The 22,806-nt window shown below is 54.5% G+C and carries 39 protein-coding genes and 1 pseudogene; 24 read left to right on the top strand and 16 right to left on the bottom strand.

Annotation, left to right across the window (positions count from 1 at the left end):
* Nucleotides 1-17: 17 nt before the first annotated feature.
* From TU81_RS00440 to TU81_RS00395, 11 genes and pseudogenes are all read right to left on the bottom strand, one after another.
* Nucleotides 18-248, bottom strand: a pseudogene (locus tag TU81_RS00440) (Acb2/Tad1 domain-containing protein).
* A 59-nt stretch (nucleotides 249-307) separates the two neighbouring features.
* The gene (locus TU81_RS00435; RefSeq protein WP_048392612.1) at nucleotides 308-631 is read right to left on the bottom strand and encodes a phage holin family protein; all 324 of its coding nucleotides are present in this window, start codon (nucleotides 629-631) and stop codon (nucleotides 308-310) included.
* Between the two features lie 373 nt (nucleotides 632-1,004).
* On the bottom strand, nucleotides 1,005-1,280 hold the full coding sequence (locus tag TU81_RS30150) for a hypothetical protein (RefSeq protein ID WP_151152242.1): 276 nt from the start codon (nucleotides 1,278-1,280) through the stop codon (nucleotides 1,005-1,007).
* A gap of 24 nt (nucleotides 1,281-1,304) precedes the next feature.
* The gene (locus tag TU81_RS00430) at nucleotides 1,305-1,850 is read right to left on the bottom strand and encodes a hypothetical protein (protein WP_048392610.1); all 546 of its coding nucleotides are present in this window, start codon (nucleotides 1,848-1,850) and stop codon (nucleotides 1,305-1,307) included.
* Nucleotides 1,847-2,452, bottom strand: a complete 606-nt coding sequence (locus TU81_RS00425; protein ID WP_048392608.1) for a recombination protein NinG — start codon at nucleotides 2,450-2,452, stop codon at nucleotides 1,847-1,849. The genes TU81_RS00430 and TU81_RS00425 overlap by 4 nt, the downstream gene beginning before the upstream one ends.
* Nucleotides 2,449-3,036 (bottom strand): DUF1367 family protein, encoded by a 588-nt coding sequence (locus tag TU81_RS00420; RefSeq protein ID WP_048392606.1) that lies wholly within the window; start codon nucleotides 3,034-3,036, stop codon nucleotides 2,449-2,451. Before TU81_RS00420 ends, TU81_RS00425 begins: the two co-directional genes overlap by 4 nt.
* A complete protein-coding gene (locus TU81_RS00415; protein ID WP_048392604.1) occupies nucleotides 3,029-3,817 on the bottom strand; it encodes a prophage PssSM-02 in 789 nt (262 codons plus the stop codon). The genes TU81_RS00420 and TU81_RS00415 overlap by 8 nt, the downstream gene beginning before the upstream one ends.
* Nucleotides 3,804-4,775 (bottom strand): hypothetical protein, encoded by a 972-nt coding sequence (locus tag TU81_RS00410; RefSeq protein ID WP_048392602.1) that lies wholly within the window; start codon nucleotides 4,773-4,775, stop codon nucleotides 3,804-3,806. Before TU81_RS00410 ends, TU81_RS00415 begins: the two co-directional genes overlap by 14 nt.
* A gap of 1 nt (nucleotide 4,776) precedes the next feature.
* The gene (locus tag TU81_RS00405; RefSeq protein WP_082157783.1) at nucleotides 4,777-5,499 is read right to left on the bottom strand and encodes a Rha family transcriptional regulator; all 723 of its coding nucleotides are present in this window, start codon (nucleotides 5,497-5,499) and stop codon (nucleotides 4,777-4,779) included.
* A gap of 148 nt (nucleotides 5,500-5,647) precedes the next feature.
* Nucleotides 5,648-6,265 carry a hypothetical protein gene (locus TU81_RS00400; RefSeq protein WP_048392598.1) on the bottom strand — a complete coding sequence of 206 codons (618 nt, stop codon included), beginning with the start codon at nucleotides 6,263-6,265 and terminating at the stop codon, nucleotides 5,648-5,650.
* A 53-nt stretch (nucleotides 6,266-6,318) separates the two neighbouring features.
* Nucleotides 6,319-6,498 carry a Cro/CI family transcriptional regulator gene (locus TU81_RS00395; protein ID WP_048392596.1) on the bottom strand — a complete coding sequence of 60 codons (180 nt, stop codon included), beginning with the start codon at nucleotides 6,496-6,498 and terminating at the stop codon, nucleotides 6,319-6,321.
* A gap of 109 nt (nucleotides 6,499-6,607) precedes the next feature.
* Here TU81_RS00395 and TU81_RS00390 point away from each other — a divergent pair, with 109 nt between their 5' ends.
* The 4 genes from TU81_RS00390 (at nucleotide 6,608) to TU81_RS00380 (ending at nucleotide 8,580) form a co-directional block, all read left to right on the top strand.
* The gene (locus TU81_RS00390; protein WP_048392594.1) at nucleotides 6,608-7,261 is read left to right on the top strand and encodes a LexA family protein; all 654 of its coding nucleotides are present in this window, start codon (nucleotides 6,608-6,610) and stop codon (nucleotides 7,259-7,261) included.
* A gap of 122 nt (nucleotides 7,262-7,383) precedes the next feature.
* A complete protein-coding gene (locus TU81_RS00385; RefSeq protein ID WP_048393565.1) occupies nucleotides 7,384-7,629 on the top strand; it encodes a hypothetical protein in 246 nt (81 codons plus the stop codon).
* Between the two features lie 56 nt (nucleotides 7,630-7,685).
* A complete protein-coding gene (locus TU81_RS29170; protein WP_082157782.1) occupies nucleotides 7,686-8,024 on the top strand; it encodes a hypothetical protein in 339 nt (112 codons plus the stop codon).
* An 82-nt stretch (nucleotides 8,025-8,106) separates the two neighbouring features.
* Nucleotides 8,107-8,580 (top strand): hypothetical protein, encoded by a 474-nt coding sequence (locus TU81_RS00380; RefSeq protein WP_231983777.1) that lies wholly within the window; start codon nucleotides 8,107-8,109, stop codon nucleotides 8,578-8,580.
* A 54-nt stretch (nucleotides 8,581-8,634) separates the two neighbouring features.
* On the opposite strand, the gene TU81_RS00375 is transcribed toward TU81_RS00380, so the two are convergent.
* Nucleotides 8,635-9,243 (bottom strand): hypothetical protein, encoded by a 609-nt coding sequence (locus tag TU81_RS00375; protein WP_048392592.1) that lies wholly within the window; start codon nucleotides 9,241-9,243, stop codon nucleotides 8,635-8,637.
* Between the two features lie 201 nt (nucleotides 9,244-9,444).
* Between TU81_RS00375 and TU81_RS00370 the strand changes: the two genes are divergently transcribed.
* From TU81_RS00370 to TU81_RS00355, 4 genes are all read left to right on the top strand, one after another.
* Nucleotides 9,445-9,666, top strand: a complete 222-nt coding sequence (locus TU81_RS00370) for a hypothetical protein (protein WP_048392590.1) — start codon at nucleotides 9,445-9,447, stop codon at nucleotides 9,664-9,666.
* A gap of 87 nt (nucleotides 9,667-9,753) precedes the next feature.
* A complete protein-coding gene (locus TU81_RS00365; protein WP_048392588.1) occupies nucleotides 9,754-9,963 on the top strand; it encodes a hypothetical protein in 210 nt (69 codons plus the stop codon).
* Between the two features lie 173 nt (nucleotides 9,964-10,136).
* Nucleotides 10,137-10,388 carry a DUF1654 domain-containing protein gene (locus tag TU81_RS00360; RefSeq protein WP_048392587.1) on the top strand — a complete coding sequence of 84 codons (252 nt, stop codon included), beginning with the start codon at nucleotides 10,137-10,139 and terminating at the stop codon, nucleotides 10,386-10,388.
* A 452-nt stretch (nucleotides 10,389-10,840) separates the two neighbouring features.
* Complete coding sequence (locus TU81_RS00355) at nucleotides 10,841-11,218, top strand: hypothetical protein (RefSeq protein WP_197679436.1); 378 nt, start codon at nucleotides 10,841-10,843, stop codon at nucleotides 11,216-11,218.
* A gap of 95 nt (nucleotides 11,219-11,313) precedes the next feature.
* On the opposite strand, the gene TU81_RS29165 is transcribed toward TU81_RS00355, so the two are convergent.
* Nucleotides 11,314-11,511 carry a YodC family protein gene (locus TU81_RS29165; protein WP_082157781.1) on the bottom strand — a complete coding sequence of 66 codons (198 nt, stop codon included), beginning with the start codon at nucleotides 11,509-11,511 and terminating at the stop codon, nucleotides 11,314-11,316.
* A 238-nt stretch (nucleotides 11,512-11,749) separates the two neighbouring features.
* On the opposite strand from TU81_RS29165, the gene TU81_RS00350 reads away from it, so the two are divergent.
* From TU81_RS00350 to TU81_RS00310, 10 genes are all read left to right on the top strand, one after another.
* Complete coding sequence (locus TU81_RS00350; RefSeq protein WP_048392580.1) at nucleotides 11,750-12,169, top strand: hypothetical protein; 420 nt, start codon at nucleotides 11,750-11,752, stop codon at nucleotides 12,167-12,169.
* Complete coding sequence (locus tag TU81_RS00345) at nucleotides 12,166-12,357, top strand: hypothetical protein (RefSeq protein ID WP_048392578.1); 192 nt, start codon at nucleotides 12,166-12,168, stop codon at nucleotides 12,355-12,357. Before TU81_RS00350 ends, TU81_RS00345 begins: the two co-directional genes overlap by 4 nt.
* Entirely contained in the window at nucleotides 12,354-12,548 is a 195-nt protein-coding gene (locus tag TU81_RS00340) for a hypothetical protein (protein WP_048392576.1), read from the top strand. The genes TU81_RS00345 and TU81_RS00340 overlap by 4 nt, the downstream gene beginning before the upstream one ends.
* The gene (locus tag TU81_RS30910; protein ID WP_267885870.1) at nucleotides 12,545-12,667 is read left to right on the top strand and encodes a hypothetical protein; all 123 of its coding nucleotides are present in this window, start codon (nucleotides 12,545-12,547) and stop codon (nucleotides 12,665-12,667) included. The genes TU81_RS00340 and TU81_RS30910 overlap by 4 nt, the downstream gene beginning before the upstream one ends.
* 165 nt (nucleotides 12,668-12,832) lie before the next feature.
* On the top strand, nucleotides 12,833-13,927 hold the full coding sequence (locus tag TU81_RS00335) for a hypothetical protein (protein WP_048392574.1): 1,095 nt from the start codon (nucleotides 12,833-12,835) through the stop codon (nucleotides 13,925-13,927).
* Nucleotides 13,924-14,661 carry a hypothetical protein gene (locus tag TU81_RS00330; RefSeq protein WP_048392572.1) on the top strand — a complete coding sequence of 246 codons (738 nt, stop codon included), beginning with the start codon at nucleotides 13,924-13,926 and terminating at the stop codon, nucleotides 14,659-14,661. The genes TU81_RS00335 and TU81_RS00330 overlap by 4 nt, the downstream gene beginning before the upstream one ends.
* On the top strand, nucleotides 14,658-15,221 hold the full coding sequence (locus TU81_RS00325) for a siphovirus Gp157 family protein (RefSeq protein ID WP_048392569.1): 564 nt from the start codon (nucleotides 14,658-14,660) through the stop codon (nucleotides 15,219-15,221). The genes TU81_RS00330 and TU81_RS00325 overlap by 4 nt, the downstream gene beginning before the upstream one ends.
* 7 nt (nucleotides 15,222-15,228) lie before the next feature.
* Entirely contained in the window at nucleotides 15,229-15,471 is a 243-nt protein-coding gene (locus TU81_RS00320) for a hypothetical protein (protein WP_048392567.1), read from the top strand.
* Nucleotides 15,468-15,929, top strand: coding sequence for a hypothetical protein (locus TU81_RS00315; RefSeq protein ID WP_048392564.1), 462 nt, complete (start codon nucleotides 15,468-15,470; stop codon nucleotides 15,927-15,929). The genes TU81_RS00320 and TU81_RS00315 overlap by 4 nt, the downstream gene beginning before the upstream one ends.
* 75 nt (nucleotides 15,930-16,004) lie before the next feature.
* A complete protein-coding gene (locus TU81_RS00310; protein ID WP_048392562.1) occupies nucleotides 16,005-16,358 on the top strand; it encodes a hypothetical protein in 354 nt (117 codons plus the stop codon).
* Nucleotides 16,359-16,394: 36 nt separating this feature from the next.
* On the opposite strand, the gene TU81_RS00305 is transcribed toward TU81_RS00310, so the two are convergent.
* Nucleotides 16,395-16,970: a hypothetical protein gene (locus tag TU81_RS00305; protein WP_048392559.1), complete on the bottom strand. Its 576-nt coding sequence runs from the start codon at nucleotides 16,968-16,970 to the stop codon at nucleotides 16,395-16,397.
* A 276-nt stretch (nucleotides 16,971-17,246) separates the two neighbouring features.
* Between TU81_RS00305 and yejK the strand changes: the two genes are divergently transcribed.
* Complete coding sequence (yejK, locus tag TU81_RS00300; RefSeq protein WP_048392557.1) at nucleotides 17,247-18,254, top strand: nucleoid-associated protein YejK; 1,008 nt, start codon at nucleotides 17,247-17,249, stop codon at nucleotides 18,252-18,254.
* Between the two features lie 791 nt (nucleotides 18,255-19,045).
* On the opposite strand, the gene TU81_RS00290 is transcribed toward yejK, so the two are convergent.
* Complete coding sequence (locus tag TU81_RS00290) at nucleotides 19,046-19,231, bottom strand: hypothetical protein (RefSeq protein ID WP_048392553.1); 186 nt, start codon at nucleotides 19,229-19,231, stop codon at nucleotides 19,046-19,048.
* Nucleotides 19,232-19,327: 96 nt separating this feature from the next.
* Between TU81_RS00290 and TU81_RS00285 the strand changes: the two genes are divergently transcribed.
* Entirely contained in the window at nucleotides 19,328-19,636 is a 309-nt protein-coding gene (locus TU81_RS00285; RefSeq protein WP_088500314.1) for a hypothetical protein, read from the top strand.
* A 4-nt stretch (nucleotides 19,637-19,640) separates the two neighbouring features.
* Nucleotides 19,641-20,003: a hypothetical protein gene (locus tag TU81_RS00280; RefSeq protein ID WP_053078253.1), complete on the top strand. Its 363-nt coding sequence runs from the start codon at nucleotides 19,641-19,643 to the stop codon at nucleotides 20,001-20,003.
* A gap of 46 nt (nucleotides 20,004-20,049) precedes the next feature.
* Here the strand turns inward: TU81_RS00280 and TU81_RS00275 are convergent, their stop codons facing one another.
* The gene (locus TU81_RS00275) at nucleotides 20,050-20,472 is read right to left on the bottom strand and encodes a hypothetical protein (protein ID WP_048392552.1); all 423 of its coding nucleotides are present in this window, start codon (nucleotides 20,470-20,472) and stop codon (nucleotides 20,050-20,052) included.
* A gap of 50 nt (nucleotides 20,473-20,522) precedes the next feature.
* Between TU81_RS00275 and TU81_RS00270 the strand changes: the two genes are divergently transcribed.
* Genes TU81_RS00270 through TU81_RS00260 form a run of 3 tightly spaced genes read left to right on the top strand, consistent with a single transcriptional unit; the run spans nucleotide 20,523 to nucleotide 22,681 of the window.
* Complete coding sequence (locus TU81_RS00270) at nucleotides 20,523-21,479, top strand: DNA cytosine methyltransferase (protein WP_048392551.1); 957 nt, start codon at nucleotides 20,523-20,525, stop codon at nucleotides 21,477-21,479.
* A 51-nt stretch (nucleotides 21,480-21,530) separates the two neighbouring features.
* Nucleotides 21,531-22,472 (top strand): GAF domain-containing protein, encoded by a 942-nt coding sequence (locus TU81_RS00265; RefSeq protein ID WP_048392548.1) that lies wholly within the window; start codon nucleotides 21,531-21,533, stop codon nucleotides 22,470-22,472.
* Nucleotides 22,469-22,681: a hypothetical protein gene (locus TU81_RS00260; protein WP_048392546.1), complete on the top strand. Its 213-nt coding sequence runs from the start codon at nucleotides 22,469-22,471 to the stop codon at nucleotides 22,679-22,681. The genes TU81_RS00265 and TU81_RS00260 overlap by 4 nt, the downstream gene beginning before the upstream one ends.
* Nucleotides 22,682-22,806 lie beyond the last annotated feature (125 nt).

Genomic DNA, 22,806 nt, shown 5'->3' with positions numbered 1-22,806 from the left:
CCCCAGCGCCAACGCTATCAGCCGAACGGATCGGCAGGCTTAGCGATCGACCGCACGAACCACATGAAGCCTTGCTGCAGGTTCGTCTTGGCCAGAGCCAACAGGCGAGAGTCAACGTCTTCAATCTGACAGATCTGCTAGAACAACTCACCCACGTCAGCTTCAAGCGACTTGATGGAGTTCATACCGTCAATCTCTGACTGACTCAGGTCGCGGTAACCGGTGATTTTCTTGTGCTGGTTGTCCATGGTGCTTTCCTCGTCGCATGTCGCGACACGATTTGAATATTCACGAAACGTGTCGCGAATTAGATTTCGTCAGCCTTTCTTTCAGCCCAGCGCTTACCGAGCTGACGGGCCTGCTCAACACCGAGCACGCCAATGAAGCCAGCCGTTGCAAATGACCAGGCAATGCTGAAGCCGAACTCTTTGACCGTCAGGCCAACCACCATAACGATCAGTGCGCCGAGTGCTGCCTCGATGATCTGCCGCCAAGGCTTGGTTTCTTTGCCGTCGTACTGAATGCGGAGCCAAGTCAGGGCGAAGGTCAGCCCCATGGCTAGGCCGTTCTCTCTCAGGGCGGTCAGTACCAACACCCAGAACGACGGGTCTTTTTCTGGCATATGTGGCATCTCAGGTTCCTCCCCTATCAGGGAGCTATAAACGAAAAGGCCCCAGCAGATGCTGAGGCCAGAAATAGGTGTGCGTGTCTTTCCACGCCTGTCCTCCAAAGTCCTTCACTGCGTCGACACCCAATTGCATCGATCTCGTAGATTCAGTCTCGTGCTACCCCGCAAGCATTGGTGTGCAGGGTGCGCGGGCTGCCGGTGTTTTCTCGTAGCACTGAACTACCGGCTAGCAGCGCCCAGGCCTCCCGAGGGCTGTCCTGGCTACATGTGAATTTCAGGCAATAAAAAACCCGCTCAGCGTTAACTGGCGGGTTTTTTTGAATTGGTTGCACCGGACAAGCAGTGCGGTATATCTAGATAAGCAGCCTTGAAATCGTCAAGGAGCTTGAATGGTAATCGCCGACAGGCTGTTTACGTAATAGGCGGTTGAAGCATTTGCCGCGAAGTTACTCACAGAAACCTTCAGATTTTTCACCATACGATCACCTCCTTCTTGTCCGGACTGCTCAGTTTGATTGGATGTATTGACTACAGCTTGCAGGTACCACATTAACAAAACCACTGCACCCCAACCCAACATAAACAGCCAGCCGGCGCCGCTAAGCGCTCGGTACTTGATTCCTACTCGCGCAGAACCAAAGAATGGACACATACTGGCTCATTGGAGCAATGTTCGTCAAGCAGCTTCTGCCATCAGAAGGCCTTCATGCTCAAGAATGTGCTGAGCCTCGACCAAAGCAGCGTCCACGGCTTGCTCCAGAGCCTTGCGAATAACCCGGCGCCACCGCTCCTGAGTCTTGATCGGATGCGGTTCATCCGACCAGTTGTCCATCTCATACCAACTGGCCGGCAGCACATTGGTCGAGCGCTTCCCATCCACGCCCGGTAACTTCGGCAATGCCCAAGTGACCACGGCACAATGCAAGAAGCGCTCAGGTGCTGGCGAACGCATCACCTTCGTCAGCTCGGTAATAGCGGCGTGCTTGCGTTCTGCGTGCGTTGAGAACTTTGCCACCAACGCCCGCCAGTGGGCAGCCGACAGCGACTTGTGCAGACGGCCGAATACCCAGCAGTCGGTGAGGAATGCAGCCTCCTTGCCAACGATCTCTCCCTTCTGCTTGGCGCACTGCACCTTCGGCTCAAAGTCGCAGCCGCCGGCGGAGTTGATGGTTTCGGCGGCGAGCGCCCGAACTACTGCGGATACCACGTTGCGATATGTCATGCCGCTCTCCCCTTCAGCTCTCTTGTCTTTGCCCGGTACTCGGCCTTGATGGCCTTGATCTCTTCCACGGTGTACTTGCGCGCCTCGTGAGGCCCTTCAATCCATGCAACCTTCTCGGCACCGATACGCACCACCAAGCGAATGCGGTATTCAACGGCGTTGCCGGACAGGTTTCGATTGCACTTCACGCATTGCCGGTGAATGTTCAGCGGCTCAAAACGTAGTTCCGGGCACGCGCCAACCGACCTGTAGTGCCCGGCGTCCCACCGGCTGCCGGTGATCAGGTCGTGATCACTCGGGCGCGAGTCGCAGCTGATGCACGGCAGGTGAGCGTCACGCATGCGCACGAACTCGTTCACCGCCGCCTGGGCCTCCCGCAGATGATCCGCCCTACTCTTCAGCTTCTCCTTGCGGACCTTGATCTCTTTGCGCTCGACCTGGGCCAGCGACTTGCGGGCCTTCTCCTGGTTCACTTCCTTGATAGCTAGGCCGCACGTCCAGCTGCACACCTTTTGCGCCGTGGAGAATGACGGCTTGAAGCTCACGCCGCAGACCGGGTTCTTGCACTTCTTAGCCTTTACTTCCTTGAGGGCGACTCTCATGCGTAACTCCCCAATTGATCGGCAGCAGAAAGCGCGTCAGCTTCATTCTCAAAGTGCGCAGACAACACCAACCGCCAGCAGGCGTTGAAGACGTCGCGGTAAAGTGGCTCGAAAGCGGTGTCATCCATGTTTGCCCAACTGATCGACTTGGCCTCTTTGCGGATTCCCTCAGGCGTGTGCACCAGGTGGAAATGGCCGGCCTCTATCGTCACCCACTCACGGAAGGCTTCGCGGCTCTTGTCTACTGCCGGGAAGCGCTCAGCACGCGCTGACTCAAGGCCGGTGATGTAAGCCGCAACCGCGTGCGAGAGCTGCCCCGGCTTTCCGCTTTGCGCCTCGAAGAACTTCGCGAGCCCTCGAATGCCGCGCATCTCCTGGCGCGGGATCAGTCCGCCGACCGGCTCCCAGTATTCCCACGCCAAATCGAGCATCGAGAAGAACTTGCCGTGAAACTTGCCGTTACGCATGCGGGTGAACTTGCCGTGAATGATCTGGCCAGCCTTCCACTTCTGGACGGTTTCACGGTCGGCTTCGGTGGCCGGTACCAGCCCTTGGGCGGTGCGGATCAATGCGAGTTCAGCCACGGGATGCCTCCTTGCGTTGCGCGGCAGCGATGGCCGCGCGGAACTTGCGCTTGCGTAGATATGTGTCGACCCGATCTGCCTGTGCCTTCTTGAGCTGCTCGCGCTTCTGTCGGGCCTTCGCCGCATTGACGATCTGGCGCACTTCAGCGAGCTTCTCACGCAGATGCGGAGACGGCTCCGCGGTAGAACCGGTGATTAGTCCAGCGATGGCTTGACCATCGATGGTGATGGGAGCAATGCGCAGATCAGTCAGGTACTGGGTACCCGTCTGCTGGGTGATCAGTTGCATACGGACTGCTGACTCGATCGCTGTGACCCGGCGTGCCGGATCGAGCCCGAGGGAAACGCTCCAAGTAGTCGGTTTGGCTTCAGCCCGGGCAGCAGATACCAGGCGCTCGTAGGCACTGTTGAAAGCCATTCGGGCACCGACCACATCCCGGCGACTCAAGATCGGTTGCGCAGCGACCATCGCCAGGCGTATCTCGGCGGTCATCACGACTGTTTCGGATTCGTCGCCTGCGGTCAGGGCGATAGACCACGCCTCATCTTTGCCCGGGCGGCCATCGGCGGCCTGTACCCGCTGCAATACCGCCGCCAGGGTCAGCTTGCCGGTCAATTCTCGGCGGCACGCCTGAAGCGCCTTGCGGATATCAGCGGGGGCAAAGACGGCGAGGTCATCTGCCATCAACTCCGCAGCCGTAGCGCTGATGGTCTGGCCTAGGGTTTCGGCGGTGGCGCAGATTGCGCCGGCGAGCTGTGCGCGTTCGTCAGAGGAAAGCATTGCGCGGCCCTCCCTCGCGGATGTTCCGGGCAGCTTCTTGCGCGGCGTTGATATTGGCCTGGGTGTCTTCCTGCTGACGGGCAGTGCGACCATTGATCTGGGTCTGAGTGACCCATTGGGTGTGGTAGCTCTCAGCGTTGGCCAGCAGTTCGTTGAAGCTATGGCACTTGCGGATCAGCTGGGCGTCGTTGATGCCGAGGTAATACGCAGCGACGCTGTGGGCGACGTCGATACCGAGTCGGCCGATCAGTAAACCCACCTGCCCTCCCACTTTGGCGTTCCAGACAGGCCAGGCTTTGTAGCGCTTGCGGTAGGACATGGCGTAGTTCGCCCAGGTCTTGAACGTCTTGCAGGTCTGGTCTTTGGGGCCCGGCATGTCAGCGGGGATTTCAACCCGTGGAGCTACGATGCGGTCAACCACCAAAACCAATCCGCCGGACCGGTTCGGCTTGTCCGAGCCGTCCTGCAAATCCTGATTACTGGTTACCTGATTGGTATCCTGATTATTGGTACCCTGATTTGTCGGAGATTTTTCCGACCCTGGCCCGGACTTTTTTCCGACCTTGCTCGGAGATTTATCCGAGGTAGATCGGATTTTTTTCCGACCATCGAGTGCATCTGAGGTCGGATATTTTTCCGACCCATCCAATTTACGGTTCCACTCTTTGGCCTTCTCGGTCAGGCGGACCAGAGTGATGCTCGACGTGCTGGAAAGCTCGATCAAGCCTGCGTCTCTTAAGGCCTTCAGCAGGCGGTAAGCGGTGTCGGGCTTATCAGTGAGCAGCGGCAGTTCATCAACGATCTTGGCCTTACTCAACGCGAAGTAGATCCCGGTATCCGTCTTGATTGGATTGGCCCAGCTCGGGCACTCGTAGACGAAAGCGAACAGCAGGGCTTGCTTAGAATTAAGCCCCCACTCCAACGCCTTCGCCTGATTGATCGTGACGGTGTATTGCATTTCAGGCCTTCCCGACCAGTGCTGCCAATTCGAGGAAACGATCGACGTACCAGTGAGGCTGCGTCTCGCGGGGGGATTGTGGGTTGGTGAGGTTCTTGCCGTAGGTCATGCCCTTGTCGGTCACGCACCAGAAGTCGACCATTACCTGTTTGGAATTCTTACGCTGGAGTTGCTTGAGGACCCCCTTGGCGGCCAGCGCCCGGTTGAAGGCTGCTGCGGTGCTGGCGATGCCGTGATCTTTGATCAGTGCGGTGACGGCCTTGGTCGGCATGGAACTACCACCGGTGGCGTCTGGTGCGGCATCGATGGCGTAGCCAGGAAGGAATTGTGCGTCGAGGCCATTGTTCGCGGCGATCTTGACCAGCATCATCATTTGGCTGGACGGCGCCGGCTTCAGTAGGCGCGTGAAGCACTCCATGATGGCGATCTCGCCAACGACCTTGGTGCCATTACGCAGGACCTGATTGCGGGCGCCCTGCTCATGTTCGAGCTCACGCCAGCGGCGAATCACCTTCATGCGCATCGGAGCGCTGTAGCCGGTAAGGAGGCAGTCAGTGTGCTCGCGATCAAGCAGGTACTGCACTTGTTCCCGGTTGCGGCCGTCCAGATAGATGTCCTCAAAACTGAGTGCATCTACTTTCAGGTCTTTGAGCATTGCCACGATGTCGCGCTTCACGTTGTCGTGGCGCTTGCCGGTGACATTTGCAATTTCGCGGGAGGACATTGTGGTACGCGACACGTTTTCGGAATTTACAAAACGTGTCGCGACATGGTTCGGGGTATTGCTTGAATTGGGTTGTCTCTGCATAATCGGCCCTCTCTAGTTTTGCGAATCAGCCGACCTTCTCCGTCGGCTTTTTTGTGCCCGGGATTCAGGCAATTTTCAAATTCGGTCGGTGCTTGGTGAGCAGCGCTTCAGCCTTCCGGCCCAGCTCCCCTGCCCGCGCTTCAACTTGGCGGCACTGCTTGGCGAATGCCGGCAGGTGCGGCAAATCCGCCTCGCACATCACCTGGTCGTCAAAGACGTCGCTGCCGGTGTCGATCACATCGCCCAAAGCGCGAATCAGCGCGCCGAAGCTTTTGTTCGCACATTGGTCGCTGGTCATCTGGCGGGCACCTATCAGCCCGTGGCGGCCAGCCAGTTCGTTGATGCAGTGATCACGGAACTCAGGCTCCAGCGCATTCACCCACGACTCTTCCAGCCAGGACGGCATCTCCTGTTCGCCAGACAGCCAGCGCTGAACGCGTTTGAGCCAGCGACCGGTTGCCTTCACGAATTCACCCACGTCGTTCATGCGCGCCAGTTCGTCGAAATCAGGAACTTTTGCCAATTCGATCTTCGTGACGGGGACGATCAGGTAAATTTCCCGACTCAGCGCCTGGGCAAAATCGTCCTGGCTCAGGCTGGTGCGGGCGATCTGGTTTGCTGCATGCGCGACAAGCACCTGGTCACGGGTTTGCACGCTGTGTCTTGGACTGGACGTTTCCATAGGGACTGCTCTCTTCTAATCTGGCTTCAATGGATCGGCGGACAGGGATATCGCTAAGCAGCTTGTTCCTTTTTGGTCGCCTTGAACTTGCCCTTGGAAAGAACTTGAATCTGGTATTGACGGGACTCTGGAATGGAATCCCCCCACATGGTCACGGCGCTCGGCCGGATGCCCAGCGCCGCTGCCAGTTTTGTCTTGCTGCCGAAGAATTCGGCGACTTCATGCGTATTCATTGCGCATCCTCGTTCGAGCTTCTCGCAATTTCAGCATGCTTAAGTTATTGCGTCAATGAGGTTTTCTGGCTACTGCATGCTTAAATTCAGTTAACTTAATATTGGGTCCATGGAAAGACATGAACGTATTGCCCGGGCCATCGCGCTCAGTGGGAAAAAGAAGGGTGAAATTGCTTCGCTTTGCGGCGTCGCAAACTCTGCTGTAACCCAATGGATTACCGGCGAGAGCAAAAGCCTCAGACCGGAGAACCTGTATGCACTTGCAAAGGCCACCGGATTTCGTGCCGAGTGGCTGGCCATCGGCGAGGGTAACGAGGTAGAGAAAGTCGACTCAAACATCGGAGAAGCCCGCCAGCCTATTGAGTCCTATCGCTATCCGGTTATCAGCTGGGTCGCCGCCGGCGCTTGGGCTGAAGCAGTTGAGCCCTATCCTGCAGGCTTCTCCGATCGTTATGAATTCTCCGAGTACGACTCGAAGGGCGCCGCGTTCTGGCTCGAGGTCAAAGGCGACTCGATGACGTCGCCTGTCGGCCAAAGCGTTACAGAAGGTACGCTGATCCTAGTGGACACTGAGGCAGAAGCAACACCAGGGAAGCTGGTGATCGCCAAACTGCCTGACAGTAACGAAGCCACTTTCAAGAAGCTGGTGAATGACGGCGGGAAACTGTTCCTGAAGCCGTTGAACCCAGCCTGGCGAATCGAGCCGTTCAATGAAGACTGTCGGATCGTCGGGGTTGTTGTGCGGGCGCTTCAGAAATTTTGAATAGAAAGATCAGAGCAACCTTTAGCTAATTGTGTGCATGCAAACCTTTTCGGATATCCGCCGGGTTTAAGTGTTGTCAGGACAACTATTTGCGGCCGATCATCTGGCGCGTCGTTGGGGCCATGGAGCTAAACAAACTTGAGCAGGACCTAAAGCGCGACCTCCAGGGTGTCGCCTCCGATCTGAAGTGGTCAGCGGTAGAACTGATGCGAATCGCCGAGCGGTTGAGCCAGGCTGGTAACGAGGCGGACGCACAGGCCGTGCTGAGGATGTGCGCTGTATTCCATGCCGATGAGGATCGGCTGACTGCTTACGCCGATGAGGTGAAGACGGGAAGGATTGTGCGGGATAAGTCGGAGATGGAGTAGAGGCGAGGCTCGAAGGGTGCTAACACCCCAGGACACAATTAGAGGCGTGAACCAGGATGTCAGAAGACGAAATTCAGAATACAAGACAATTTGCAGTATCGGCTCATGACTTTGTCCGCTTTTTGGAAGCGAAGACTTTAGATTCGCCCTGCCCAGCCTGTAGCTTTCAAGGTTGGACGGTGATCGGCTCCTCAAAAAACGGAAGCACGTATCGCCTCGCGACGCCCCTCCGTGACGGGCCGAAACCAAGCCAAGTTTCAACATTTGCAATTTATTGCAATGAGTGCGGCTTTGTAAGGCATCACCTATCCAGAAAGGTGCGGGAGTGGATCGATGAGAACCCGGAGCCGGAGCAATTAGACCTCGAAGAGGTAAGCGAGGCTGACTTTGAGTAGTAGGTTCAGTACACCTGACGCAATGAAAGCCCATCTGGAGCTAGTAAGCACATTCAACACTCCCTCGCCAAAGGATGAGGTGGTGCCTGCTGACATTCCAGCCACAGTGAGCAATACTCAACGCATGAACGATATTACTCGCGAAGAATTCAATGCCAAGCTCGAGACCATCGAGGTAAAGATGGATGCTCGGGTTGAGTCTGTGTCCGCGAAAATCGAAGGTTTCCTTGCCGCTCAGGCTGAGCGCGACAAGGCTCAATTGGAGCGGGACAAGCGCTATGAATTGCTTGCAGATCGTGTAACAAAGGCTGCCGAAGGAGCTGAAGCCGCTGCCAGTCAGGCAGCTACAGTGAAATCTAACTACTGGGCGGCGGTAGCCGTGCAGCTCCTTGCAGTGGTGGCCATTCTTGTTGGTGCTTACTACGCAAATCAGGCGAACGTATTGGGCGCCATGCAAACAACCCTGGCAGCCATTCAGTCAGGAAAAGACAGCAGCACGTTGAAACCTGAAACATCCCCCTCAACTGCACCGACACCAGCACAGCCAAGTAAATAACGAAAAGCCCGGCCCAGCGCCGGGCTTTTCATTCCGTCTTACGCCTCAACAGGTTTATAAGCTGTCAGGATTTACGCCAATAAGCCTCAAAGAGCTAGCTAAGGATTCATCCAGAACAATCTCACCCGTGGTCGATGCGGCTTGGTTAATGCCGACCGTTCTGTATTTCATATTTTGCCCGGCAAGCATTTGCTTCAAAATGGACCTGGCTTTGGCGCCACCAGCTACGGTGTATGGGCTCATCATCTTGTAGACATTTTCAACGCTTTGAGCCTGCGCCTTTTTGATCATTTCTTGCTGTTCCGCCGGAAGACCTAGGGCAATCTCGGGCATCGCAGGGACCATTGAAACAGGAGTTTCTTGAGGGGTTATGGTCCACGCCTCGTTCTGATCGATCCTCATCTGAATCGTTCCGACTGGAATCTTATAACGGCCGCCAGACATCAGCCCAACGTAGAGCTCACCACCCTCCTTGCGAATGACCGGGTAAAACTTCAGCGAGCTGGTGATGATCGAGGTCCCGGCTGAGAAATCACCTGAAGTGACCATCATCGTCGTCTTGTCGGTGAACTCATCAGTCGAGCCAGTCGCCTTCCATACCGATCCTGATGCGCAGCCGCCAAGCGCCCCCATCATTATCAGAATTGCAATCATCCGTTTCATAGCCAGCTCCAGTCGTTTAGTGCGTCGGTTTTAACAGAGCGCCAGACTTTTGCATTCCGCCTTGCTCCCCCGCAGACGCCATCTACACTGACGATAGCTGATAGCTGATAGCTGTCGGATCACCCCCCCCTTCGACAGAGAGCCCGCCACGTGCGGGCTTTTTGTTGTTTGTGCGCCCAATGCCTATTGGAGGAATGAACCATGGTCCACCCAAAACTCGTTCCAGCCGTGCTGGCCAGCCTTCAATTGAATCAGATGATGATCGGCGAAGCTTTTGAGGAGATCGCGGTCTGGCTGGAAAAGGAAGGTGCAACAGAGACTGCGCAGAAGCTGAGGGTTCGTGTTGGCGATCTGAGATTCAATGCGGAAACCATGGATAGGGCGATTATTGAGCTGCTCAAGACGGATGAGAGCGTGCACTGAAAGTGACATGAGCCCGAGCAACGCCGGGCTTTCTCATTCCCCTCCTCCGCTGCTACGCTTTCAGCTCCCTCGAATGGAGTCGAAGCCATGCCTACCCCCGAATACTCTCTCCCCGATGTCCTTGAGCGCATGCATGAAAATCAACACGCCCTGGAGGCTGCCATTATGGAGCTGACGCTGTTGATTGAGAGCCAGGGCTCGATCGAGATAGGCGGTAACGTCCGCGGCGCGCTGGATACGATCCGCGACAATGCAGGGCACATCAACCAAGGCTTGGCCAGGCTGAAGGCTCAATGACCAGACTGATCGAGTCGACTTCCTCCTGATATAACGCAACAGAGTATGAGCCCGCCAAACGCGGGCTTTTTTGTGCCCGGAGAAAATGCGCCCCCCTCCCCGCACATGCCTCTTGCCAAAATATGGCAGGAACAATACTGTACATACATACAGCTATTAGCAAGGAGCTTTCTATGTCAAAAATCGCGTCACCCGTATCACAAGCCAGAGACTCATATGAATTGGTTGGCCGGCGCATCCAACGCCTGATAGCTGCGCCCGGCGTTCAAAAGGTACAGGCCATAACCGTGACCAGACTTGAAGCAGAACCCGCTGAAGCATGGCAGCAAGTCATTCAGGAGATTGAAGAGACCAGCGGTGTAAGTATGGAGCGCCTTGAGAGCGGCGCCGTAAGAATCGGATGGCGAAAGTACTGCGAAACCTGAAATGAGCCCGCCACTGAGCGGGCTTTTTATCGCCCACACATTTCAGCAATCTGAATTTATTAATTCAGCATGCTTGACATGCTAATTTCAGCTTGCTTAAATTCATCTCAAGCCAACGCATTACCGGCCTAGCAGCGAAAGCTGCGCCGCTCTTTAGCGATGCCGCTTCACGTTCCACCTTGCCGGATCACCACCGGCCCAGATTCAAAGGCAGCGATGAACCGGCCTCAACGGTTCAGAGGGTTGGCAACTGACCCGGGCGTGCAGCGTAAAACGCCAAGAACAGTTATCCAGCGGGAGAACAAGCCGAAAGGCCCGCGGCTGGAAGAACAATTTGAGATAGCCAATGACCGACGCCAGTAGCGGGTCACGGCGGAAAGTTTCACTGATGCACCTGGTGACGGGTGCATTGGGAAAACAACCGAGGAATGACGATGACACCGGAACAGAAAATGAAATTCCTGATCCTGGCGCTCGATGCGCGCTGGCAGCAAAAGGAAGCGCTGGATTACGCCGCGATGACCGGCGCCGATGCGGATGCTGGTTATGCCTCCTTAGTGGATGCCGGGGAGCACTGGGATAGCCGAAACGAGACTCGCTGCGGCGATGTTGAGACGGGTATCCCGTGCGACGGCGGCCGCCACTACGAAGCCAAATCGGTCGCTGCCCAGCTGCCAGACGGCTCATGGGTCGGCTGGACGCACTACTACGGCGGCGGCAAACATGCTGAGCCGGATGCCATCGAGTGGATGAGCGAAGCCTACGACCTCTCGTGTGTCGAGGAAGAGAAGGTGGTGACAGCTAGCACCTTCAAAAAGATCGCGACATAGATCAGCCAGCGCTAAAGACCACAGCCCACACATGCGGAACTTCAGAAAAAAAACAACAGAACACGATCAAAAGTCGAATGACTTTCCCTCAGTGTTCAATCTGCTCTTTTCAGAGAGTCCATTGCAAAATTCTCTATATGACGTTTACCACTTGCATCAAACCAGCTGCACTTAGCTCCGTTTCTTGGTCCATTGCCGAATCCGCCAGCAGAAAAGTCCCCTATCTGTTCAATGGTCATTCTCGGCCCCCCACTCTTCAGTCGTACTACCTGGCCTAGCACTAAATTTTGCATTCATTCGCTCCCTAAATAATGGCGCAGCGATTCTACACGTTACTTTTCGAATCTACCCACATGCACTCCCCTCCGCGCCCAACGGCAACCAGCGGAACGGATGAGTGCAGCCGAGTTTTGTTGGACGACCACCGGTTAAAGCCCGATGGATCACCCTGAATGGCCTCACGGTCAATATGTTTAAAAAGGATGCAGGGCGGCCCTCGCCCTAATCCATCTCGCCGATCTGGAGGCGATCATGAACACCCCGCATAGTTCTTTGCCTAAACACCACCGCAAGCCGCCTCCAGTGAGCCACAGCCCGCATGAGGACGCTCGGTCCGAATGGCTTTACAACGCGGCCGAAGAACTTCTTCGCGGCTGCAGCGTGTCGTTCCAACGCCGCATGCACGCTCCGCAAGGCGTGACCGCTGATGAGTTCGCCCTGGCAGTGGATGAGTATGTGAACAACCGCCTTGCCGATAGCGAAGTGCATACCCCGGCACTGGGTTGGCTGCTGATCAGGGCGGCGATTGGGAGCACTGACAAGACCGCTGTGACCGAGCTGCTTGGCAACAGCGACCACCCGCTGGGCAAGCTTGGCGAAATTGCCGAGGGCCTGCTTCGCCCCCTTGCCGATGACGCGCTGATAGCCAAGGCCGAGGACGATGAACTGTGAGCCCGCACATCCTGATTGATCAGGCGCTCGACGGTGTGGCCACACCCATTGGCCAAGAGGACATCAGTCTTTTGGTCCAGGCACTGATCACCCGCCTATTCACCGATGGCGCAATCACCTCTGACGAATTCAACCACTACTGCAAGCGGCTGCGAAACATTTGCAAGCAGCGCAAGGAGGCACGATGACGACATCACCAGTCAAAACGCTGATTGATGAGCAGCTCGACGAGATCGAATCGAAATTAATCTTGCTGGGCTTCGGCCTCCCCTTCAATGAGGTGATCGGTAAGCCGCGGGAAATGCGCGTTGCGAATCTTCCTCAGCGTCTGGCGGCAACCATGAAGGGCGGTCGGATTGCGGTGAGAGTTCGGTCATGAAGCCAATCTTCTGGCTGCTCACCGCCGGCCTGGTAGTAGTGATGCTGGCCTACAACGGCATCCGAGACGCATCCAGCGTCTGCCAGCCACCGCAAGTCGCTCACAGGTTCCTCCATTGACCAGCCGCCAGCGGGCGCGGCGCCTGCTGATCTGGCGCGGCTCTTTCCCTGCTCTCACCGTCTTTGCCTTTCTGATGCTGCTCAGCGCCCTCGCTGATCGCGTCACTCAATAATCCACAACTTCAAATTCAGCGCCCCGGCAACGGCACGGCGCGGGAGAGAGTCATGCTCGCAGCTATTGCAGATCGAATTCGCTCAAAGTCCTACGAACTCCCGCTGTCTCGCGATTACGTCCGTCACTGGGGCCTGAAAGAAGCCATCCGTGAGCTGGTGCAGAATGCCTTGGACAGCGAGTCACCTTTCGAATACGCCTTTGCCGACGGCCAGCTGTTCATCACCAGCCGCTTTGCAAGGTTGGAAGCCAGCACCCTAGTGCTGGGCAGCACGTCCAAAGCTGATCGATCTGACGCGATCGGCAGCTTCGGCGAGGGCTACAAGATCGCTCTGCTGGTGCTGACCCGCAACGGCTACGACGTGAAGGTGCTCAACGGCAACAAGCAATGGGTGCCAGAGTTCCGGCATAGCGACCAGTTCGATGCTGAGGTGCTTTGCATCAACGAAAGCCCAGCGCACCGGCAGAATCAGGGAGTTGAATTCGTAGTTTCTGGCCTGACAGAGGACGACGAAGCGGAAATTCGCGGCATGTGCCTCCGCATGCAACCGTCAATGAGCGACGTTATCGGCACCAAGTACGGCCACATCCTCCCTTCACGGCCCGGAAAGCTGTATGTAGGCACGCTTTTCGTGTGCGACACAGATCTGACCTACGGCTACGACATCCTTCCTGAGTACTTGCAGCTTGAGCGTGACCGCCAAACGGTGAGCGGCTGGGATCTGAAACAGGTATCGAAAAACGCCTGGATCGATACCGGCCGACTCGACGAGGTAGCAGAGAAGATCGAGCAAGGTATCCCTGATGTTGAATACGTCGAGTACGGCAGCACCGAGCTTGTGCGGGAAGCCTGCTACAGGCTTTTCCAGCAGAAGCACCCGGGCGCGATTGCCGTTCAATCCCAGGAAGAGCTGAACACCCTGATCAAGCAGGGTATGACCAACACCGTGGTCGTGCGCGGCGCGTTCTATTCGCAAGTTGCAAACTCGACCACATACAAGCAACAGGTCACCCACGTCGTGTCCATCCAGACGCCCAAAGCAGCGCTGGAAGAATGGTACCGCGACAACAAAAAATACATGAGCAGGCTTCCGGCGGCTTCCTTGAAGGACCTGGTCAAGCGCGCTGACGGCTGGAGGAACAAATGATGTCCACGAACATGCAGATATGGGAAAAGGTCAGCACGACCGATACCCGTTACACGAAAGCGGCCGAGGTTGGCGGACAGAAGATTACCAGCCTCAATGGCACCGCAATGATCATGAAGGCCACCGAAGTTTTTGGACCTGTCGGTATCGGGTTCGGCTGGTCGGTGATGGAAGAGCGCTTTGACGAAGGCTCCGAAATGATCAGCGGAGAAGGCGATAAGCGCCTGGTGCTGGGCCGAGAACTCAACCACACCATCAAGATTCGCTTCTGGTTTGAACTGGACGGCAAGCGTGGCGAGATCGAGCAGTACGGCTGCACCCGCTACCTCTACAAATCGAAGTACGGCACAACAACAGATGGCGAGGCGCCGAAAAAGTCTCTCACTGACGCCATCAAAAAATCTCTGTCCATGCTCGGTTTCAGCGCCGACGTGTTCTTGGGCATGTTTGACGATACCGGTTACGTCGAGCAACTGAAGGATGAGGAGCGCCTTGAGGATGCCGCTGATAAAGACGCCGAAATCCTGCGCCAAAAACAGGAGCGTCTTGATTGGCTAAATTCAGCGGTCGAGACAATTGGCAAGGCAGTAACGCTCTATGAACTGAAGACGCTGAACGTGAAATATATCCGCGAGGCAACCCGCCGCAACGAACCGACTTTCATCGCACGCATCACTCGTGCTTTTGAAGAGCGGAAGTCCGCCCTCGAGCAGGGCAAGGAGAAAGCAGCATGACGCAACTCTACGCGCTCACCGGCAAGCTCGCCGAACTCCAGGCAATGGCCGACACCGACGACGAAGGCCTGAAAGAGGCCTTGCAATACGCGATGGACGAGATCCAGGGCGATTTCAACATCAAAGCCGACAACATCGTCATGCTGCGCCGCAACATCGAAAGCGACGTGACAGCCATCGAGACAGAGATTGAGCGCTTGGCCGAGCTAAAGCGTGTCAAATCGAACAGCGTCACGCAGATCAGCGACTACCTGCGCCGAAACATGGAAGCAGCCAACATCAAGTCAATCAAGCGACCGCTGTTCACTATCACCCTGGCCTTGGGCAAAGAGAAAGTGATCGTGGACAACGAGGACGCCGTGCCGGACGAGCTCACATCAGTGAAATCCAGCATTACGCCCGACAAGACTGCGATCGCGGCCAAGCTCAAAGAAATCCGGGACCACAATCAGTCGGTGCGAAAGCGTATGGACGCTGGCGAAGACGCCGAGCATGAACTTATCGAAGAACCAGTCTGGGCGCACCTTGAGCGTGGCGACAGTTCGATCCGCATAAAGTGAGGTCAGCATGATCAGCAACCACCTCAACTTGGTCGAGCAGCAGCGGCAGAATACGGAATCAATTTCTAACCGGATCGCCGATTTTTTGGCCGCCGGCGGGCAAATCGCTGAACTGAAAAGCCCGCCGCGCAATCCGCTACCGCCTCCCCGATCACAGAAAATCAACCCCGACACCATCCTCAAGCGCAAACCCAGGCCGCTGAACCGGGCGGAGCGCCGAGCACTGCGCAAAATGGCGGACTCATTATGAGCAAGCGCAAACCGCACAACCTCAGGGTGCGCATCGACCGATCATGTCGCTCTCTGCTGGCCACCAACCACGTTGCGGTGGTGAACATCGACCCCAGCGGCCATCAGGGCATGATCAACTACAAATCGCTGAAGAACATCGCTCCCGGGAAGATTGGCCAGGCTGTGTGCAGCATCCCCCACCGTTGGACGATCTACCTCAGCGCTCTCTGTATTGATGCTCGCGGCGATCGTTACAGCAAGTCGATAGAGGTGGCGCCGGACGGCGTGTACCTCTCCGACCATCTGGAAGACGTGATCGAGCACTGCTACAAGAAATTGCGCGACTCAGCCAATCAAAGCCAGATGGTGGCTTCTGGCTGGATCGCTATTCCTGAATCCCTATCGCTCGACGAGGCTCACGCAGCGCGGATTTTTGAAGCGGTCGGAGCCTGGAATCAGGTCAAGGTAGCAGCGTGAGACGTTTCCGCACCCAACAACGAAAACGACAAACCTGGCTGGCGCTGCCGACCAGCGGCATAGAAGAGGTTGGCCATGGCCAAGAGTGGACAAGAGCGATCGGCGAAGGCCGCCGAGAAGCGGATCGAATACGACGAGAAGGAACTGCGGCACCGGGTCAGGCTCGGCACCCGGCAGAAGCTTGATGAGCTGATGGCCTGGAACGGCATCGAGGAAATGAGCGAGGCCGTACAGAACCTGATTCTGAACGCTCATGCGCTCGGGCCGACATTGTCATTCCAAGCGATGGAAAGTCCGCGCCACAAAGTTCAGATAAGCGAAAACGTGGCGCGGATGTTTCGGAACCAGAGCTTGGCCAAGATTCATCGCGACACCGATGAGCCTGAAGATGAAATCGTCGATCCGGCTCAGGATGCACATTATCGATAACTCGGAAAACTTTATCGTCAAAGTTTAAGAAACACTCTAGATATTCTTGCTAGAGGAAGAGGAACTAGCAACAGAAAAATCAACAACAATTTCCTCCTCTTCCTCCTTCTTGGAGGAGGCTGACAACGTAAGATCAAACTTCTTTTCAAAAAGCGAAGCTATTTTCTCGTATTTTTCAGAACCAAGGCTATCCCCTTTTAATTTCATCAAACTCATAACTGCTTCCTGTTCCTTTTCTCTAATCCCCGGCCTAAGAATGAGAGAGGTAAGAGTCTCATACAAATTTGGAACCCACACCGATATATTAGGAGAATCCAAATGTAGCTCCATGGCCCATTTTTGAGAAATCCCAAAATCCCCGTCGGAATTATTAATAATCTCGAAATCAACCCCATTATATTTAATTGCTATTTTGGCCAGATTTGAGCTTTTGAATAACGCCATTGCCTTACCATAATTCGTAACAAGAATATCTACATCCGATGGAGGGTTGTTCATTATTGCACCATGAAGACACGCTGCAACACTTCCGATAACCATGTATTCTATTTTATTCCTATTAAGCTCTTTGACTATAAAACTCAAAGCTTCCGCCATTTCCTTGGGCAGCATAATAAATCATCCCTCGCATTAATCAGTGAGATTACCCAACAAGCACACCAACATATTCAGTCATAGTAAGTAATTCCAAACAAAGCCTGACCACCACACCAGCCCGACCGAAACTGCTATACAACTAGACTTTCAACTTCCACTTGCACCTCGTAAACAAAACCGTAACTCCTCGAGCTATTTTCTTCAAAATAGTGTCCATCAAGTAATAGCCCACGACCCCACTTTTTGCCAATTTCCGGTCACGGAGGGCGGCGCCTACCCGAGGTATTTGCAATGCCCGTACTCCATAGCGCAATCCACAAGATCGACAAAAAACCCGATGGCCTCCCGGCCGTTCTGTTCCTCGGCGGTGCAGAGCAGGTCGAGAGCCAGGCTCGCGACGATCTGATGAGCCAGCTCAACGAAAGCTACAACACCACCGCCGGCAAAGGCTGGGGTTTCTTCCACGCTGAATCTGGCGCGTACCCACTCCGTGGCTGGCTCGCCAAATACTTGGCTGGCGGCTCCGACTTCCTCGACTTCAGCATCACCGCCGTCGAGCACCTGACCAGGCTGATGGAAGAATCGAACCTAACCACCGGCGGGCACGCCCTCTTCTGCCACTACCAGCAAGGCCTGACCGATTACTTGATCATTGCCCTGGTGCAGGAAACCGAAGCGGTGACCATGACTGAGGAGCTGCACCTGATGACGGTCAAGCGCCTGGACCTGGACCATATCCGCCTGGCCGCTCGAATCAACCTCAGCGAGTGGAAGAACAACCCACAGTCGCGCCAATACATCTCGTACCTCAAGGGCAAGCAGGGCCGAAAGGTCAGCGAGTATTTCCGCGACTTCATCGGCGCGCAGGAAGGCGTCGACGGCCCGGGCGAAACCCGAACGCTACTCAAGGCCTTCAGCGACTTCGTTGAAAGCGAAGACCTCGGCGAGGAATCCGCCCGAGAGAAGACCAACACCTTGGTCAGCTACGCGATGGCCCAGGCCAAGTTCGGCGAACCGCTTACCCTCGATGAATTGTCCGAAGTGCTCGACGACGCACAGCCAAAGGCGTTTGCCAACTTCATTCGCGACAAGGATTACGGCCTGTCGGCTTCACTTCTGCCGGACAAAAAGACCCTGAACAAATTCAGGCGCTTCACCGGCCGCATCGATGGCTTGTCGATCAGCTTCGAGCAACACCTTCTGGGATCAAAAGTCGAGTTCGACGAAGCCGGCGGCACTCTGACGCTGCGCAGCCTGCCGACTCAGCTGACCGATCAACTCAAGCGCGCAGCTGCCTGAGCCCTACCGATACCTCGCATTCGGTCACGGAAGCTGGTGATATTCCTCTTCCAGATCTATTGGCCCTGTGTCTATCAACCATTTATTTCCGAGGCGTACAGGCTTAAGTCGTGGTCCGCCAAGCATGTCTTGATGAGGCCACAGAATGTAGCCCGAACCGTCAGCCTTTGGCTCAACGTGAACAATAAACAGGCTAACGTCTTCCCTACTCCATCCAATTGCCGCAGCAATCTTTGCGTCGTTAGTAACGTTCCGAATAACCATCGCGAACTCCGTTCGTGAAGTTGAGCATTGAAAGCCTAGCTCAGCGCAAAGAAGTACTCATACCACCTGTCGCATTCGGCCACGGAGGGCGGCACCTTTCTAGACAAAACCAATCTCTAGCTCTACTTTTATAGCCATGGGTTATTCGGAACCCATATTTAATCAACATAGAAAAAAAGGACTTCTATGAAAAGACTATATTTAGTCTCTGCTGCATTATTGCTATCCGTTACGACTCAATCGTTTGCTTGCGATTCGATAAAGTGGTGTCAACACACACCAAATGCAACTAACAATTTCTCCTCCGCGAGTTATCAATGTGGGTGTAACGACCCACCAAATTACGACAAAAATCCAAAACTTGGTGAGAAAGAAAGCAAAGACCAAGTGTACGATTTAAATCCAAATATTAACAACAGTGGTAACTCCCACAACACCATGTCGAAATAGATTCATCCTCCCTTCAGGACTTCGACCATCCCTATACCCGACAAGGCGGTGAAGGAGACCGCCTGCCCCACCCTCACCTATTGCGCTGAAGGTCCTGTAAATCGGTCGATCTCTTTCCGGTAGGTTGCAAGCTCAATGATCTGCCGCAAGCAAATGACGACCTCCAGTTTCTGCTTGTCGTCGGGAATTCCTATTCGCTTCAGCATCGCTCGGGCGTCTTCCTCGATCGCCGCGAGTGCATCGATATCGCTTTGCAATCTCATGTCAGTCTCCCGTCAGACTGCATCGAACATAAACCAATAGCCCACTTCAACGAATCACGCCAGCCGACGAGGCAGGCGTCTGACTGGAGATTGCCGATGAGCATCCCCGTGAACGCTTTGAAAGACGACGAGCTCTTGCACTACGCAGCGCTTGATCCTGGTGCCGCTACCGAACTCGCCCGCCGCATTGCCGACAACAGCATTGATCCGAGTGCTGAGCGGGATGAGCTGCGCGAAGACGTTCGCATGCTCGAAAGCCGCGCAGAAGACACTGAAGATGAAATCAACGAACTGCACAGCCAAGCGTCCACAGCCTGCGAGTTCATCCGCCGCGCCATGAACCCGGATGAGCGTGTCCTTTCCACTAACGAGCTGCTGCAGAAAGCGCTCGATTGCTTGGAGTAACGCCATGAGCGCATTTGCCGTATTCGGGATGAATGAACACTTCGCCCGCGAAGAGGCGAAGCGCAAGGTTCGCGACTTCAAAATTGAGAAGGGCCTACGGGTCGAGCTTTCAATGAGCCAGTGGCTCCAGGCTGTAGAAGATCGCGTAATCAAGATCATGGACGGCAAGCGTGTCGCCCAACTCAGCAGCATGTTCGATGCCCCTCAGTACGCCGCTGATTATGCAGATCGTATCCGCAAGTTGGGGCGGTGCCGCGACGTCATCATCAGGGCGAAGATCAAGGTGCCGCAAAACGACCTGAGGCGGAAGTCGGCGACCAAGCTTTCGTGGATGGATTACTCGCTGGCGTCGACGGCGGCCGCCTGACCTAGCCTCACCTATTGCACTGAACGCCTCGAACTATAGCGGCAATTCATTTTGCGTAGACAATAGCCAATATGGCTACAACAACACCAAGCAATCCGGTCACTGTTGAAATGATTGGCGCCAATACATCAACTTTGAGTTTAAAATCTGCTCTCAAGTCTGCACGCACTTGTTTGAATCCCTTCTGTGTCAGATAGGGTGTTTCAGCCTCATCGTAATCCCACTCGATCCGCCCATACATGGTCGGATCAGAAAGATCTGGCATATCCACCAAAGCTTTTCTTGTTTTGCTCTGGTAGTACTTCGTTTCGATGCATGCCAACCACTGATTAGCAAGTGCAAGGTGGGTGTAGTAGTCACTTGAACTACCCATCTCAGGATCAGGATGCGGCTCAGGCTCATCTTTTTCCAAGTTCTTAATTCTGCGCTCTTGCTTCCATATCGCGATTCGATATTCGAAATAGTTCAATTTTTCAGTCCCTGTCAAAATTTTCGAAACTATACCGACGAGGTGCCACTGTGCCCATCACTTACGGAAGCGTTTGCAGCGGCATCGAGGCTGCGACTATGGCTTGGCACCCGCTAGGCATGCGCGCCACTTGGTTCGCGGAGATCGAGGCCTTCCCCAGCGCAGTGCTGGCCCACCACTACCCAAACACGCCGAATCTCGGCGACATGACCAAACTCGGCGCCCAGGTGCTGGCCGGCAAGATCGCCGCGCCGGACGTGTTGGTCGGCGGAACCCCGTGCCAGGCCTTCAGTGTCGCCGGCATGCGTCAGGGTCTGCTCGACCCGCGCGGCGCCCTCACCATCAAATACGTGGAGCTCGCAGATGCAACTGACTATGTTCGCGCCGGCCGCCGAAAGCCGCCCTGTGTCCTTGTCTGGGAAAACGTCCCAGGCGTCCTCAGCGACAAAGGGAACGCCTTCGGATGCTTTCTTGGCGCGCTTGCTGGGGAAGACTGCGAACTGCAGCCTTCAGGGAAAAAATGGCCGGACGCTGGTTGTGTGTATGGACCCAAAAGAACAATCGCGTGGAGGGTCCTGGACGCCCAATATTTCGGCTTGGCCCAACGACGCCGTCGTGTGTTCGTTGTCGCAAGTGCTCGAGATGGATTCGATCCCACCGAGGTACTTTTTGAGCGCGAAGGCTCTCGCAGGGATATCCCGCCGGGACGGGAGGAGAAGTCGGCACTTCATCCTACTCTCACGGCGCAGGGCGGAGGCTCTCTCGATGACCGAGAGGCATATGTACTGGAGCCCGAGGGCATTAGACGAACAAGCGTCATCGAATGGGAGCGTTGCCAAGGTTTCCCTGATAACTACACGCTGATCCCATGGCGCGACAAACCTGCCAGCGAATGCCCGGACGGCCCGCGCTATAAGGCGATCGGTAACAGCAAGGCCATACCAGTGGTGCACTGGATCGGTAAACGCATAAAAATTTACACCACCTCCTCTCTAGACCTTGACTAAATCGCGCTCATAAACCATACAATCGCGGATGAATCAGCAGAGTTGCTATAAATGGAATTAAAACAAGTAAACCAAGAAAATAGAAATATCGAAGATAGCATTGTATCGGCTAGTATATTTTGTGCTAACACATGGATGACACTAATTGCACCATTGGTAATCGGACTATTTGCGAGCAAATTATTTGCAAATCAAGACTTCACTCCAACCGAAACAACACTTTACTCAATATCAATCGCAATCCACATAGTTTTTGCAATAATAATTTTTTATGCTGGCAACAGAAAATCTACAACCCTAGCTGTTGAAGAGGCCTTGGAAGACACTCGACAATACAAGATGGAAATAATTCCAAAAGCCAAAGCTGTTTATGAGGTATCCAAAACCCAGCAAAGCGTTACATATTTAATGACAGTAGAGCTTGAATCTTTGATTGATGAAGTCAGGTCTCGTCCCGCCGATTACCCGTTCGCACAAGGACTCAAAGACTGGGAAGTAGGGCTCAATCGAATTCTCTGGCATTTAGTAGACAATCGCACACAACTTTTTGGATACAAAAGCGACGCTTTTTATAACTTTGCACTTTATATGTACGATGAGGAAAGCGAGGACCTTTTCATAAAATGGCGTAGTCACGACAATAGACTCTCTACCTCCAATAGGCGTTGGAAGCCAGGCTTCGGACATGTCGGCCTTGCTTATATTCAAGGTGAGGCAAAAATTTGTCAGGATATAACGACAAGCTCCGAGCTATCAGATAGCGCTGCAATAGAATCTGATAAAAAGAATTATAGATCATTCATTTCCATACCGGTAAAGGACTCTTACAATGTGTTTGGTGGAAATAAACCTCTAGGTGTGCTAGTATTTACCAGCAACCACGTCAACCAATTCTCTTGGGAACGTGATAAAGTCTTCACTCTGACAGTTGCAAAAATACTGTCTATGTACATCGAGCGACATTTGATTTCACTAATGGAGGTTTCAAAGTGAAAGACAAGGAAAATAGGTTCGCCGGATTGGCTGGCTTAATAGTGCAGCCTTCATCTATTAAAACTGGCATCATTTCCGAAAGCTTGAGCTTTGAAGACTGTATCATTCAAAGCTCGAAGCATAGTGGCTCTTTTTCGCGAGAATGGGTTGAATCCGAGGTTGAAAAAAGTGCTGACTATTTCACAAAAGAAATTTACAGCCGCTCTTAACTCCCCCCTCGCCCAGACACATTAAAATAAGCTCGCTTCGGCGGGCTTTATTCCCCCCGTTTAAGAGCCTTCAACCATAACCGTACCCTGCTAACAATTACTCATTCTACGAATGCCGAGTTGAT

The sequence above is a fragment of the Pseudomonas lini genome, assembly GCF_001042905.1.
In the GTDB taxonomy this organism is placed as follows: domain Bacteria; phylum Pseudomonadota; class Gammaproteobacteria; order Pseudomonadales; family Pseudomonadaceae; genus Aquipseudomonas; species Aquipseudomonas lini.
This window is presented reverse-complemented; position numbering and strand designations above follow the sequence as displayed.

Coding starts and splice junctions, on each gene's coding strand:
- TU81_RS00435 (WP_048392612.1), bottom strand. CDS start 631: ATGCCACATATGCCAGAAAAAGACCCGTCGTTCTGGGTGTTGGTACTG.
- TU81_RS30150 (WP_151152242.1), bottom strand. CDS start 1,280: ATGTGTCCATTCTTTGGTTCTGCGCGAGTAGGAATCAAGTACCGAGCG.
- TU81_RS00430 (WP_048392610.1), bottom strand. CDS start 1,850: ATGACATATCGCAACGTGGTATCCGCAGTAGTTCGGGCGCTCGCCGCC.
- TU81_RS00425 (WP_048392608.1), bottom strand. CDS start 2,452: ATGAGAGTCGCCCTCAAGGAAGTAAAGGCTAAGAAGTGCAAGAACCCG.
- TU81_RS00415 (WP_048392604.1), bottom strand. CDS start 3,817: ATGCTTTCCTCTGACGAACGCGCACAGCTCGCCGGCGCAATCTGCGCC.
- TU81_RS00410 (WP_048392602.1), bottom strand. CDS start 4,775: ATGCAATACACCGTCACGATCAATCAGGCGAAGGCGTTGGAGTGGGGG.
- TU81_RS00405 (WP_082157783.1), bottom strand. CDS start 5,499: ATGTCCTCCCGCGAAATTGCAAATGTCACCGGCAAGCGCCACGACAAC.
- TU81_RS00400 (WP_048392598.1), bottom strand. CDS start 6,265: ATGGAAACGTCCAGTCCAAGACACAGCGTGCAAACCCGTGACCAGGTG.
- TU81_RS00395 (WP_048392596.1), bottom strand. CDS start 6,498: ATGAATACGCATGAAGTCGCCGAATTCTTCGGCAGCAAGACAAAACTG.
- TU81_RS00390 (WP_048392594.1), top strand. CDS start 6,608: ATGGAAAGACATGAACGTATTGCCCGGGCCATCGCGCTCAGTGGGAAA.
- TU81_RS00385 (WP_048393565.1), top strand. CDS start 7,384: ATGGAGCTAAACAAACTTGAGCAGGACCTAAAGCGCGACCTCCAGGGT.
- TU81_RS29170 (WP_082157782.1), top strand. CDS start 7,686: ATGTCAGAAGACGAAATTCAGAATACAAGACAATTTGCAGTATCGGCT.
- TU81_RS00375 (WP_048392592.1), bottom strand. CDS start 9,243: ATGAAACGGATGATTGCAATTCTGATAATGATGGGGGCGCTTGGCGGC.
- TU81_RS00370 (WP_048392590.1), top strand. CDS start 9,445: ATGGTCCACCCAAAACTCGTTCCAGCCGTGCTGGCCAGCCTTCAATTG.
- TU81_RS00365 (WP_048392588.1), top strand. CDS start 9,754: ATGCCTACCCCCGAATACTCTCTCCCCGATGTCCTTGAGCGCATGCAT.
- TU81_RS00360 (WP_048392587.1), top strand. CDS start 10,137: ATGTCAAAAATCGCGTCACCCGTATCACAAGCCAGAGACTCATATGAA.
- TU81_RS00355 (WP_197679436.1), top strand. CDS start 10,841: ATGAAATTCCTGATCCTGGCGCTCGATGCGCGCTGGCAGCAAAAGGAA.
- TU81_RS29165 (WP_082157781.1), bottom strand. CDS start 11,511: ATGCAAAATTTAGTGCTAGGCCAGGTAGTACGACTGAAGAGTGGGGGG.
- TU81_RS00350 (WP_048392580.1), top strand. CDS start 11,750: ATGAACACCCCGCATAGTTCTTTGCCTAAACACCACCGCAAGCCGCCT.
- TU81_RS00340 (WP_048392576.1), top strand. CDS start 12,354: ATGACGACATCACCAGTCAAAACGCTGATTGATGAGCAGCTCGACGAG.
- TU81_RS30910 (WP_267885870.1), top strand. CDS start 12,545: ATGAAGCCAATCTTCTGGCTGCTCACCGCCGGCCTGGTAGTAGTGATG.
- TU81_RS00335 (WP_048392574.1), top strand. CDS start 12,833: ATGCTCGCAGCTATTGCAGATCGAATTCGCTCAAAGTCCTACGAACTC.
- TU81_RS00330 (WP_048392572.1), top strand. CDS start 13,924: ATGATGTCCACGAACATGCAGATATGGGAAAAGGTCAGCACGACCGAT.
- TU81_RS00325 (WP_048392569.1), top strand. CDS start 14,658: ATGACGCAACTCTACGCGCTCACCGGCAAGCTCGCCGAACTCCAGGCA.
- TU81_RS00320 (WP_048392567.1), top strand. CDS start 15,229: ATGATCAGCAACCACCTCAACTTGGTCGAGCAGCAGCGGCAGAATACG.
- TU81_RS00315 (WP_048392564.1), top strand. CDS start 15,468: ATGAGCAAGCGCAAACCGCACAACCTCAGGGTGCGCATCGACCGATCA.
- TU81_RS00310 (WP_048392562.1), top strand. CDS start 16,005: ATGGCCAAGAGTGGACAAGAGCGATCGGCGAAGGCCGCCGAGAAGCGG.
- TU81_RS00305 (WP_048392559.1), bottom strand. CDS start 16,970: ATGCTGCCCAAGGAAATGGCGGAAGCTTTGAGTTTTATAGTCAAAGAG.
- yejK (WP_048392557.1), top strand. CDS start 17,247: ATGCCCGTACTCCATAGCGCAATCCACAAGATCGACAAAAAACCCGAT.
- TU81_RS00290 (WP_048392553.1), bottom strand. CDS start 19,231: ATGAGATTGCAAAGCGATATCGATGCACTCGCGGCGATCGAGGAAGAC.
- TU81_RS00285 (WP_088500314.1), top strand. CDS start 19,328: ATGAGCATCCCCGTGAACGCTTTGAAAGACGACGAGCTCTTGCACTAC.
- TU81_RS00280 (WP_053078253.1), top strand. CDS start 19,641: ATGAGCGCATTTGCCGTATTCGGGATGAATGAACACTTCGCCCGCGAA.
- TU81_RS00265 (WP_048392548.1), top strand. CDS start 21,531: ATGGAATTAAAACAAGTAAACCAAGAAAATAGAAATATCGAAGATAGC.